The organism is Streptococcus sp. HMSC034E03, assembly GCF_001811505.1.
Classification (GTDB): Bacteria; Bacillota; Bacilli; order Lactobacillales; family Streptococcaceae; genus Streptococcus.
The window spans coordinates 74,964-84,813 of record NZ_KV804991.1 but is presented as its reverse complement, the minus strand read 5'-3'; the positions used below and the strand labels follow the sequence as shown (position 1 = coordinate 84,813).

Genomic DNA, 9,850 nt, shown 5'->3' with positions numbered 1-9,850 from the left:
GAGCCTATCGGTACTGCAGGAGATCAAGAAGCACCAAGTATCACACTTCCTGAGTTTAAACTCAAAGTAATGAAAGATCAGACTACAAGAGCTCAAGTTATTAGTGGAACAACTGAACTCGAAGGAGCAAGTTACCTTGACAGTCAAAAAGTTGAAAACAAAGAACTCTTAGGCAAAAAATACGATGCTTATGCCCTTCAACTCAAGGATAAAGATGGCAAACCAGTTCAACCAAAAGGTGCTGTACTCGTTCGTTTACCAGTTTCAGGTGCTGTCCAAGAATTCTATCAATTGACTCCGATAAAAGACTTGAAATCACAAGAATTCACCATCCGAGATGGGTATCTTGAGTTTATCGCTCTTGACCTGAATATCTATGCTATTGTCTATAAGACAGAGAGCACAACTGTTAAACCAGTGCCAGCCCAGACAGAAGAAACAAAGGTAGAAACTACAACACCATTGGCTCAAAGAAAAGATGCCAATGATAAAGCTTCTACGAATGAAAAACAACTTCCAGATACTGGTGAGCAAACTAGTCCTCTCCTCTTTATGGCAAGTCTCAGCCTAGCCCTCTCGGCTGCCTTCTTACTAAAAGGTAAGAAAGATTAAAAATTGTCCCCCCAGGAATAAAAATTTATTCCTAGATAAAAAGAGTCTGGGATAATAGTGTCTCGATTCTATCAAAAAAGCAACGGTTTTTGCCGTTGCTTTTTGCATGGTTGCGATAGTCTTGGTAAAATAGAATTGCTTAATAAACCATTTAGAAAGGCTATCCCATGCATATTCACTATAACACAAATCAAACAACTTTACCACTAGAAATCAGTTCTTTCTTGCCGCAAAACCATCTCGTCTTTACTATTGAAAAAGTGGTAAATACCTTGGAGGATCGTCACTTCCACGCCTTCTATCATACCTTTGGTCGACCATCTTATCATCCTAAAATGCTTGTATCTGCTCTTCTATTTGCCTATTCACAAGGGATTTTCTCTGGTCGAAAAATTGAAAAAATGATGATTGAAAATCTGGCTATGCAGTACCTAACAGGACAGTTGGTTGTCAGCTACCGCACCATCAATCGTTTTCGTGTCGCTGAAGGAATGGAAGAACTCATTCGTGCTCTTTTCATCGACCTCAATCTTCGTTTAAAAATGGAAGAGTTAGTGACTTTAGATTGCTTGTTTATTGACGGGACTAAGATTGAAGCCAATGCCAACAAGTATAGTTTCGTGTGGAAGAAAGCAACGGACAAGTTTTCCGCCAAACTTCAAGAACAGATACAGGTCTATTTTCAAGAAGAAATCACTCCCCTTATCCATCAAGCTATCGAACTGGATACACAAGAGCCTATCTCCTCAGAGCAGTTGCTTGCATTCGCTCAAGTCCTTGAAGAAGAATTAGAAAAACTGAACTAGGACATTAAGGAGACACCCGTTAAAGGAAAGGATGAACGTAAAACCCAGCGTCGTAAACTCAAGAAAGTCTTGCGTAAAGTCAAGGAGGATTTTTCAGTACGTGCTGAAAAATATGAGAACTATCAGGAGACATTTGAAGGGCGTAACAGTTTTTCCAAAACCGACAGATACCAAAATTCTTCTGCCATTCCTTGAAACCGATCCACATGAATTGAAGACAGTTGTCGCAGATGCTGGATATGGAAGTGAAGAGAACCTCCTTCGTTTAGATGAAAAGAGGGTAAACCATCTGATTAAATATGCCATGTTTGACAAGGAACAGAAGAGAGGGTATAAACAGTCAGCTAGAAACTTAGCGAATTGGCACTATGATAGCAAGGAGGATAGCTACACACATCCTGATGGCTGATGCTATCGTTTTCACCATATCAAACATCAGAATCAAACATCAGAAGACACAGACAGACTTTCAACAGGAAATCAAGGTTTACTACGCTGATGAACCTGAATCAGCCCCTCAAAAGGGACTATATATGAACGAACGCTATCAAAACTTGAAAGCTAAAGAATGCCAGGCGCTTTTATCTCCCAAAGGTAGACAGATTTTCGCTCAACGTAAGATTGATGTCGAACCTGTCTTTGGGCAGATAAAGGCTTGTTTGGGTTACAAGAGATGTAATCTGAGAGGGAAGCGTCAAGTGAGAATTGATATGGGATTGGTACTTATGGCCAATAACCTCCTAAAATACAATAAGAGAACGACTCAAAATTAAAAAGCTAGAGTTCCACAATTGGAAATCTCTAGCTTTTTTGTGACTGAGAACTATTTTGTCTCAGACACTTTTTCTGTTTTAATATTTTAACTACCGATGAAAAAACATCCAACTTTTTTGAAAAATTCAGTGGATTAATACTAATCCTGATTATTAGTTAAATTTTTCTTTCGAAAATAAAAACATTTTTTTCATTTTATAATATTCTTTGATTATGCGCATTATAATTTTGGCAATTTTTTGGTTAACAACTACATATAACCTACACAATTTACACCAATTACTCCTCGTCTTAGGAATATCGTATGAAGCTTCTCATATTCAAATTGTTCATATTCAAATTTCTCATATTCAAACTTCTCGTATTCAAACGGTTCGTATTCAAACTTTTCATATTCAAAAACTTCAATTCCTATTTCGTTTAATACTTCTTCTGGTAACTCGTAATCTTGGTCTACTAAACCAAATAGAGTAAATCCTGAATCGACACAAAATGATAGCACTGGATTATATATTGAAGAGTAAATTACAGATCCAGCTATCGAGCCTACAAAACTACCAATCATGTATCCTAAAGAGACAACATTATTAAGTTTAGAAAGAAAATTAGGTAACGGAATTTTGATATATGCATTTCCTAATAATCCCATTGAAAATGCACAGGTTGTAATAAACATTTCTTTAATTAACTCGTTCACCATCTCACTTCTATTCATTTCGCCAGTAAATACTTTATACGAGCTCTTCATTGAGTTCATTACTAATACTGTCACTACACCTACTACAGATGGGTTAACTTTTTTAAGATCCTTTCCAAACACCCCAGACAGACAACTTGCTGTAATTGCTGCTGAAACTGTACCTCTTACAAATCCTTCGCCTGCTCCTGTAAGTGCTGCAAAACCTATTTTTTTAAATTGTTTTTCATCGACATATCCATTCTTAATTAGATATGCTATTGAATTCCATATTTCAGGTGCAACTTGCAAAACCATCGATATTGTTGCTGCAGTTAAGCCAGCCTTGTATGATTGTTTTAATATATAAGTGTATTTAATAAGCTCTTCAGTTGTTAAGTGTAAATCCTCAGAATTTACTCCACCCTCTTTAGCCAATTGCGCTAGATCGTGAGCTTCTTGTTTAGATAAAGGAATTGACTCATTTCCTTTATTATCTTTAACTCTATCACTCAGGTAATTTCGAGTATCCTCATACTTATTAAAACCTTTGGGGGAATTAATTGAATACTCTCGCCCTTTACTTTCTAATATTGCAATAATTTCCTCAAGTTGATCAGATGGAACAATTCTATGTTGTTCAAAATAGACTGTAGTATTCGGATCTATTTCTTTGTCCATACTTCTCTTTTCTAAATAGATGGGAAACTCATCTTTTATACCTTTAGGTTTATAATCATTATAGCAATCAATAATACTCTTGGACTGTTGTTTAGCCGTCGAAGTAGCATCTTTATAATATTTTAAACCAAACTTAGCATCGAAGTTTACTCCCGTAATATCAGCAGATCCAAAATCATGGCTACGATCCACTTGTACTCTGTTTTTTGAAGAATTAATAGCTGCATTTATATTAAAAGTCCCAGCATGAAAAAACTCAGCAGCATCTCCCTTTAATGTATCTATAAGCGCACCACTTGATTTGAATTCATTTAGACTATTCACCAACTTTTTTATCTCTGATTCTACAGAGTCTATATAATGTACTCCGGCATCATACCCTGCAAAATTACCTGTGTTCTTCTCAAAGAATTCATATCCCTCTTTAAAGGCTTCCATTCTTTATGCCTCCAAGAATTCTGATAGTCCATCCATATATAATATTAAAGTCAAAGCTCGGAATTGTTGGTCAGTAATTTTTCTCTGATCCTCTGTTGTGGTAATCCATTTTGTAGCTTCTGCAACCGCATTGATTGCATCCGCTGCAATAGCTGGAGCCGAACCTACTAGGAAAGAAAATAGTGTATTCCCGACATTCGAAATAACATTGGGAATATCCCCCATAGCACCTACCGCAGCATCTATAGCTTGTTCTGGTAGAGATTTTTTAAATTCGATAAGTTCAAATTCTGTTTTATAATTTCGACAAAGCTCAATAAATTCATTATAGTCTTCCGGATTATCTATAGTTTTTGAAATAATCATCATCCCACGTTTTCCTAACCAACCATATTTCATTCCATATTTGTCAAATTTTACATGCATACTGGATATTTCATTCTTACTTGCCTGATTTTCACCAATAAAAAGCACATGTTCATTAGAAGAAATTGTAGACATATTATCTAAATAGTTTTGTTCTAACCAGACACTTACTTTAATCGCATCATCTTTAGTTCCCACAATTACATCATCTTCGTCGTCGTTAGCGCTTACAAGTTGGCGCAAATAATTAGCATACCCAACTGTATTATCATCACAAACAATAATTAATTTTTTGATATTTTGTTCGAACATAATAATCCTCCATTTTAGCTGACATTTTTGTCAATTTATATGATTTTACAAACCTATTATATCATATATATTATTCAATATCATATAGTATAAAATAGACTGGGCAAAAATTAAATTTGATGATGAAATTGAGTAAATATTTCAATTATAAAACGCATAGTATCAAGGTTTTTGAATACCCAATAATATGAGTTTTTCAGATTTTAAAAACTTTTTGCCCGGTCTCTTCGTTATCTAAATACAAAAAGTATACTTAAAACCTCTAACGACTTTATTTTCGGACATCCTCACCCTAAAACAAAACCGATGTTCTCCAAATTCTTAATTCTTAATTTTTAACTCAAAATCAAATTAGCTACAATAGGACTGACAAATACATAAAGAACACCTGTAACACCGATGGCTAGTCCTCCCATAGCACCTGCAACTGGTCCATAGCGAAAGGCCGTTCCCGTTCCAACGGCGTGACCTGTTCCACCCAGGGCTAGTCCAGCAGCTACTGGATCGTCTATCTTGAGCCATTTCAAAAGCGTTGGTCCGATCACGCTGGTCAAAATCCCCGTCGCTACGACAACTACTAGAGTCACAGTAGTCAAGCCTTGCAACTTTTCTGTAATCCCTACTGCCATAGCGGTCGTTACTGACTTAGGAAAGAGGGAAATAGCTAGGAAAAAGTCCATGCCAAAGATTTTTGCGACTAGAGCTGTAAAAGAGGTATTGACGATGACAGCTAGAAAACTACCCAGCAAAATACTTCTAACATGATGCTTCATCAAGTGGAAACTCTTATAGAGGGGAATTCCTAGAGCCACTGTTGAAGGAACAATCAAGTTATTAAGATAAACCCCACCTTGGTAGTAATCTTGGTAGGAAATGCCAGTTACCTTTAGAAAGATAATTATAAAAATAGCTGACAGCAGTAAGGGAGTCGTTAAGGGATGAGGATAGCGTCTGAAAATCATCATTCCCCAAAGATAGGCTAAGATTGATAAAGCAATTCCAAATAGGGGATTAGATACAAATTCGCTCATTTGGTACCTCTTTCTTCGTAGTCACCTTCATAGCGTTTTTTGATAAATTGAACCACAAGCGCAATCAAGATGATATTAATCACTGCTGCAAAAAAGACAATCAAAACAATCGGCAGAAGATAGGGAGCAATCACATCAAATTTTTCCATAATTCCAACCGCAGGAGGGAGAAAAAGAATGGTCATGTTGGCTAGGAGAAAATTCCCAACCATGTTGACATGGCGGGTGCGCAGCCACTTGAACTGCAAGGCTAGAAAAAGAATAATCAAGCCGATGATACTGCCTGGGATGGGCAGATGAAAGAAACTGGAGATTCCTTCACCGATTAGAGAAATCACAAAGAGAATCATTAACTGAACATATAACTTCATCGTAAACTCCACAAATAGACTTTATGCATACCAGTTTACTCTTTTTTCAGAAAATTTCAAGCAAATATATAAGAAACATCCTTCTTGCTATCCAAGCCAAAAAGGTGTATACTAATTGCGTGCGCAAGCATTATAGATGTGCTAGTATGATTACACTATTATAGAGGGAAAGGAGATGGACATGACTTACTTAGAAAAATGGTTTGACTTCAACCGTAGGCAAGTAGAGCTAGAAGCTATTTTAGAAGAGACCATCGCTGAGCAGAGTGAACAAACCTTGACACTCAAGGAATTTTACCTCTTGCACTTTCTAAATCAGGCTGAAGGCAAATCCCTACGGCAAATCGACTTGCCAGATAAGCTCCACCTGAGCCCCAGTGCTGTTTCACGGATGGTGGCACGCCTAGAAGCAAAAAACTGCGGTTTACTTAGTCGGAGATGCTGCGACCAGGACAAGCGAGCTAGTTTTATCTGCCTGACGAGCGAAGGACAGACTACCTTGGCTTATTTACAAACAGCTGTTGAAGAAAGCTTAGCAAGAAAATCAAACTGGTTAGCCTAAAATATTTTTAAAAAAAACTTGCGTGCGCAATCATTTTTCTTGACATTCCTTTTTTCAAGGAGTAAAATGAAAACATGATTTAGCAAAGGAGAATCCTATGATTGAAATCACCTATCTTGATGCCAGCAAGCAAGAGAGAACCATGACCTTCGAGTCATACGAAGAATTTGAACGTTCTCAACATGCCTGCCTGATCGGTGTCGCAGACTACTACCCTGTTCAAAAATTGACTTACAACGGTCATGATTTGGACTACCATGGGACTTACGGAGATGTCTTCTTCTATCTCATGAAACAAGATTTAAGCCAATATAACTAAAAAGGAGAAATACTATGGCAAAAGCAATTACAGATGCAACATTCGAACAAGAAACTAAAGACGGATTGGTCTTGGTAGACTTCTGGGCAACTTGGTGTGGCCCATGTCGTATGCAAGGTCCAATCTTGGACAAATTGTCTGAAGAACTTTCAGAAGATGTCTTGAAAATCGTTAAAATGGACGTTGATGAGAATCCTAACACAGCTCGTTCATTTGGAATCATGTCTATTCCTACTCTTCTTTTCAAAAAAGATGGACAAGTGGTTAAACAAGTTGCTGGTGTTCACACAGCAGAACAAATCAAAGCTATCGTTGCTGAATTAAGCTAATCAAAGGAGAGACCAAGTGCATTCATTTGGTCTCTTTTTCTTGCCCTTTGCCATTTTTCAAAAAATATGCTAAACTGTAACTAGAATATCACGATGTTTGGGACATGCCATCGCTAAAAAAAACCTCTACTTGGTATTTTTTAGCTCCCTCAAGGGAGCTTTTTGCGTGCTCTGAACATTTCCCATTTTGGAAGGAGTACTATGAAACGTCAATCTGCCTTGGTCGTCTTTAGTGGCGGTCAAGATTCTACAACCTGCCTCTTTTGGGCTAAAGAACACTATGAAACAGTAGAAGCTGTTACCTTTTCCTATGGCCAACGCCACCATCTCGAAATTCAAGTGGCCAAAGAAATCGCTGAGGAACAAGGAATTCGTCATCATATCCTAGATATGTCTCTGCTAGGACAAATTACTGAAAATGCCTTGACTTCAGATCTAGAAATTAAGCAAAAAGAAGGAGATGTGCCTAATACTTTTGTCGATGGTCGCAACCACCTCTTTCTGTCCTTTGCTGCAGTCCTTGCTAAGCAACGGGGCATTAAAGACATCGTGACAGGTGTCTGCGAAACAGACTTCTCAGGCTACCCTGACTGCCGAGATGTCTTTGTCAAATCTCTCAATGTTACTCTCAACCTTGCCATGGATTACGACTTTGTGATCCAAACGCCTCTCATGTGGCTAGACAAGGCTGAAACTTGGGAGTTAGCTGACCAACTTGGTGCCTTTGACTATGTTCGCGAAAAGACCTTGACCTGCTACAATGGAATTATCGGCAGTGGCTGTGGGGATTGTCCAGCCTGCCACCTACGTCAACATGGGTTAGATGTTTATCTCTCACAGAAAGGAGAGGCCTGATGTTTTTTGCCCCCAAAGAAATCAAACAAGAAACTGGGGAATCTCTTGTCTACAATCCTCACAGAACCTTAGTCTCAAAAGAATTTACCTTCGATGCTGCCCACCACCTCTTTCACTATGAAGGAAAATGCAAATCCCTACACGGTCACACCTATCATCTGCAAATCGCTGTCAGTGGATTTTTAGATGATAGAGGTATGACCTACGATTTCGGAGACATCAAAGCTATCTACAAGGACTACTTAGAGCCCCACTTGGATCATCGCTATCTCAATGAAACCCTGCCCTACATGAATACGACTGCTGAAAATATGGTTTACTGGATTTTCCAAACCATGAGCCAAGAGTTGCCAGACGAGCGCGGTCTCCGTTTGGAATATGTTCGCCTCTATGAAACTCCGACTGCCTTTGCAGAGTTTAGACGGGAGTGGTTAGATGACTAGGGAACGTGTCCTCAAACTACCAGTTCTGGAAATTTTTGGCCCAACCTTTCAAGGTGAAGGTCGTGCTATTGGGCAGAAAACCATGTTTGTCCGCACTGCAGGTTGCGACTACCACTGCGACTGGTGCGATTCTGCCTTTACTTGGGATGGTTCTGAAAAACCAACTCGCATGACAGCTGATGAGGTCATTGCTGAATTAGATAAATTGGGGAGCTACGACTACGTTACCTTGTCTGGCGGAAATCCTGCTATCCTAGCAGCTAACATGGCTGAACTGGTCACCAAGCTCAAGGAACGCGGTGTCACTCTAGCTGTTGAAACTCAAGGCTCCCGCTGGCAAAATTGGTTGAAAGATATCGACCAGGTCACTCTCAGTCCCAAACCTCCTTCATCCAAGATGGAAGTCAACTTTGAGACCTTGGACTTCATTGTTTCCCAACTGGATCCAAACAAGGTCACCTTTAAAATCCCTGTCTTTGACGATGCAGATTTGACCTTTGCTAAAGGGATACAAGAACGCTACCAACCAGATGTCCTCTTCTTATCGGCTGGAAATCCTGAACCCAAGGCTACAGGAAATATTGTCCAAGACCAACTGGACCGCCTCAAAGAACTCTGGGAACGCGTTGCTACTGACGATAGCTGGGGCAATGTCCGCGTCCTTCCTCAACTCCATACCCTCCTATACGATAACCAACGTGGTGTTTAAGATTAGAAAGAAAAAATCATGTCACAACAAGAAGAAATGAAAAACCTTAGCCTACTAGGCAATAAAGAAACCAACTACATTTTCGACTATCAACCAGAAGTCCTCGAATCTTTTGACAATCGTCATGTGGAAAATGACTATTTCATCAAATTCAACTGTCCTGAATTTACCTCCCTGTGCCCTATCACTGCTCAGCCAGATTTTGCAACTATTTATATTTCCTACATTCCTGACAAGCTCTGCGTCGAGTCAAAATCCCTCAAACTCTACCTCTTTAGTTACCGAAATCATGGGGATTTTCACGAAAACTGTATCAATACCATCGGGAAAGACTTGGTCAACTTGCTAGACCCTCGCTATTTAGAGGTCTGGGGAAAATTCACTCCACGCGGTGGCATTTCAATCGACCCTTACTACAACTACGGTAGACCTAGAACCAAGTGTGAAGGATTGGCAGAACAACGCCTCTTCCAACACGACCTTTATCCAGAGAAAATTGACAACCGCTAAACTCATACTCAATGAAAATCAAATAGCAAACTAGGAAGCTAGCCGCAGGTTGCTCA

The 9,850-nt window shown here is 39.0% G+C and carries 15 protein-coding genes; 11 read left to right on the top strand and 4 right to left on the bottom strand.

Going from position 1 to position 9,850, the window contains the following annotated elements; translation table 11 throughout:
• The 4 genes from HMPREF2805_RS06815 to HMPREF2805_RS11520 all read left to right on the top strand — a co-directional run.
• Positions 1-612: LPXTG cell wall anchor domain-containing protein (locus HMPREF2805_RS06815; protein ID WP_148131624.1), on the top strand; the 612-nt coding region annotated here is incomplete at its 5' end.
• Between the two features lie 167 nt (positions 613-779).
• Positions 780-1,418: a transposase gene (locus HMPREF2805_RS11530; protein WP_083301298.1), complete on the top strand. Its 639-nt coding sequence runs from the start codon at positions 780-782 to the stop codon at positions 1,416-1,418.
• Between the two features lie 133 nt (positions 1,419-1,551).
• On the top strand, positions 1,552-1,827 hold the full coding sequence (locus tag HMPREF2805_RS11525) for a transposase (protein WP_261676354.1): 276 nt from the start codon (positions 1,552-1,554) through the stop codon (positions 1,825-1,827).
• The gene (locus HMPREF2805_RS11520; protein ID WP_261676353.1) at positions 1,820-2,191 is read left to right on the top strand and encodes a transposase; all 372 of its coding nucleotides are present in this window, start codon (positions 1,820-1,822) and stop codon (positions 2,189-2,191) included. Before HMPREF2805_RS11525 ends, HMPREF2805_RS11520 begins: the two co-directional genes overlap by 8 nt.
• Positions 2,192-2,442: 251 nt before the next feature.
• On the opposite strand, the gene HMPREF2805_RS06800 is transcribed toward HMPREF2805_RS11520, so the two are convergent.
• From HMPREF2805_RS06800 to HMPREF2805_RS06785, 4 genes are all read right to left on the bottom strand, one after another.
• Positions 2,443-3,987 carry a hypothetical protein gene (locus tag HMPREF2805_RS06800; protein WP_075231906.1) on the bottom strand — a complete coding sequence of 515 codons (1,545 nt, stop codon included), beginning with the start codon at positions 3,985-3,987 and terminating at the stop codon, positions 2,443-2,445.
• Between the two features lie 3 nt (positions 3,988-3,990).
• Positions 3,991-4,665 (bottom strand): hypothetical protein, encoded by a 675-nt coding sequence (locus HMPREF2805_RS06795; protein ID WP_075231905.1) that lies wholly within the window; start codon positions 4,663-4,665, stop codon positions 3,991-3,993.
• Between the two features lie 335 nt (positions 4,666-5,000).
• Positions 5,001-5,696, bottom strand: coding sequence for an LrgB family protein (locus tag HMPREF2805_RS06790; protein WP_075231904.1), 696 nt, complete (start codon positions 5,694-5,696; stop codon positions 5,001-5,003).
• On the bottom strand, positions 5,693-6,067 hold the full coding sequence (locus HMPREF2805_RS06785) for a CidA/LrgA family protein (protein ID WP_000781324.1): 375 nt from the start codon (positions 6,065-6,067) through the stop codon (positions 5,693-5,695). Before HMPREF2805_RS06785 ends, HMPREF2805_RS06790 begins: the two co-directional genes overlap by 4 nt.
• A gap of 181 nt (positions 6,068-6,248) precedes the next feature.
• On the opposite strand from HMPREF2805_RS06785, the gene HMPREF2805_RS06780 reads away from it, so the two are divergent.
• From HMPREF2805_RS06780 to queF, 7 genes are all read left to right on the top strand, one after another.
• Complete coding sequence (locus tag HMPREF2805_RS06780; RefSeq protein ID WP_075227290.1) at positions 6,249-6,629, top strand: MarR family winged helix-turn-helix transcriptional regulator; 381 nt, start codon at positions 6,249-6,251, stop codon at positions 6,627-6,629.
• A gap of 97 nt (positions 6,630-6,726) precedes the next feature.
• Entirely contained in the window at positions 6,727-6,948 is a 222-nt protein-coding gene (locus HMPREF2805_RS06775) for a DUF4649 family protein (protein ID WP_075231903.1), read from the top strand.
• Between the two features lie 14 nt (positions 6,949-6,962).
• Complete coding sequence (gene trxA, locus HMPREF2805_RS06770) at positions 6,963-7,277, top strand: thioredoxin (RefSeq protein ID WP_001029584.1); 315 nt, start codon at positions 6,963-6,965, stop codon at positions 7,275-7,277.
• A gap of 201 nt (positions 7,278-7,478) precedes the next feature.
• Positions 7,479-8,132, top strand: coding sequence for a 7-cyano-7-deazaguanine synthase QueC (gene queC / locus HMPREF2805_RS06765; protein ID WP_075231902.1), 654 nt, complete (start codon positions 7,479-7,481; stop codon positions 8,130-8,132).
• Positions 8,132-8,575, top strand: a complete 444-nt coding sequence (gene queD / locus HMPREF2805_RS06760; RefSeq protein WP_000464566.1) for a 6-carboxytetrahydropterin synthase QueD — start codon at positions 8,132-8,134, stop codon at positions 8,573-8,575. Before queC ends, queD begins: the two co-directional genes overlap by 1 nt.
• The gene (queE, locus tag HMPREF2805_RS11300) at positions 8,568-9,284 is read left to right on the top strand and encodes a 7-carboxy-7-deazaguanine synthase QueE (RefSeq protein ID WP_075231901.1); all 717 of its coding nucleotides are present in this window, start codon (positions 8,568-8,570) and stop codon (positions 9,282-9,284) included. Before queD ends, queE begins: the two co-directional genes overlap by 8 nt.
• Positions 9,285-9,302: 18 nt before the next feature.
• Positions 9,303-9,794, top strand: coding sequence for a preQ(1) synthase (gene queF, locus HMPREF2805_RS11295; RefSeq protein WP_075231900.1), 492 nt, complete (start codon positions 9,303-9,305; stop codon positions 9,792-9,794).
• Positions 9,795-9,850 lie beyond the last annotated feature (56 nt).

Excerpts from the sequence above, each read along its gene's own strand:
- HMPREF2805_RS11530 (WP_083301298.1), top strand. The coding sequence starts at position 780 with ATGCATATTCACTATAACACAAATCAAACAACTTTACCACTAGAAATC.
- HMPREF2805_RS11520 (WP_261676353.1), top strand. The coding sequence starts at position 1,820 with ATGGCTGATGCTATCGTTTTCACCATATCAAACATCAGAATCAAACAT.
- HMPREF2805_RS06800 (WP_075231906.1), bottom strand. The coding sequence starts at position 3,987 with ATGGAAGCCTTTAAAGAGGGATATGAATTCTTTGAGAAGAACACAGGT.
- HMPREF2805_RS06795 (WP_075231905.1), bottom strand. The coding sequence starts at position 4,665 with ATGTTCGAACAAAATATCAAAAAATTAATTATTGTTTGTGATGATAAT.
- HMPREF2805_RS06790 (WP_075231904.1), bottom strand. The coding sequence starts at position 5,696 with ATGAGCGAATTTGTATCTAATCCCCTATTTGGAATTGCTTTATCAATC.
- HMPREF2805_RS06785 (WP_000781324.1), bottom strand. The coding sequence starts at position 6,067 with ATGAAGTTATATGTTCAGTTAATGATTCTCTTTGTGATTTCTCTAATC.
- HMPREF2805_RS06780 (WP_075227290.1), top strand. The coding sequence starts at position 6,249 with ATGACTTACTTAGAAAAATGGTTTGACTTCAACCGTAGGCAAGTAGAG.
- HMPREF2805_RS06775 (WP_075231903.1), top strand. The coding sequence starts at position 6,727 with ATGATTGAAATCACCTATCTTGATGCCAGCAAGCAAGAGAGAACCATG.
- trxA (WP_001029584.1), top strand. The coding sequence starts at position 6,963 with ATGGCAAAAGCAATTACAGATGCAACATTCGAACAAGAAACTAAAGAC.
- queC (WP_075231902.1), top strand. The coding sequence starts at position 7,479 with ATGAAACGTCAATCTGCCTTGGTCGTCTTTAGTGGCGGTCAAGATTCT.
- queD (WP_000464566.1), top strand. The coding sequence starts at position 8,132 with ATGTTTTTTGCCCCCAAAGAAATCAAACAAGAAACTGGGGAATCTCTT.
- queE (WP_075231901.1), top strand. The coding sequence starts at position 8,568 with ATGACTAGGGAACGTGTCCTCAAACTACCAGTTCTGGAAATTTTTGGC.
- queF (WP_075231900.1), top strand. The coding sequence starts at position 9,303 with ATGTCACAACAAGAAGAAATGAAAAACCTTAGCCTACTAGGCAATAAA.